The organism is Pseudomonas sp. LJDD11 (assembly GCF_024584215.1).
In the GTDB taxonomy this organism is placed as follows: domain Bacteria; phylum Pseudomonadota; class Gammaproteobacteria; order Pseudomonadales; family Pseudomonadaceae; genus Aquipseudomonas.
In genome coordinates this window covers 1-259 of record NZ_JANJFL010000173.1, presented here as the reverse complement: position 1 = coordinate 259, position 259 = coordinate 1, and the positions used below count along the sequence as shown (strand labels likewise).

The 259-nt window shown below is 62.5% G+C and carries 1 protein-coding gene; it reads right to left on the bottom strand.

The window, feature by feature from the left end:
* Positions 1–242 (bottom strand): YciI family protein (locus NRB16_RS29415; RefSeq protein ID WP_257107636.1); only part of this gene is annotated, 242 nt, incomplete at its 3' end.
* Positions 243–259 lie beyond the last annotated feature (17 nt).

Below are 259 nucleotides of genomic sequence, written 5' to 3'. Positions count from 1 at the left end.
ACGAACGGATCGGCCTTGGCCCAGGTTTCGGCAGCGCTCAGGGACTCGAACTCGGCGACGATCAGGCTGCCGCTGAAACCGGCCGGGCCCGGATCATTGCTGTCCACGGCTGGATGTGGACCCGCCAGCACCAGACGGCCTGCGTCCTTGAGGGCGATGATGCGCTCCAGGTGAGCAGGACGTACGCTCAGGCGTTTTTCCAGCGAGTCGGGAACATCTGTAGCAATGATGGCGTAGAGCATGTCAGTCCTCGGTTTTG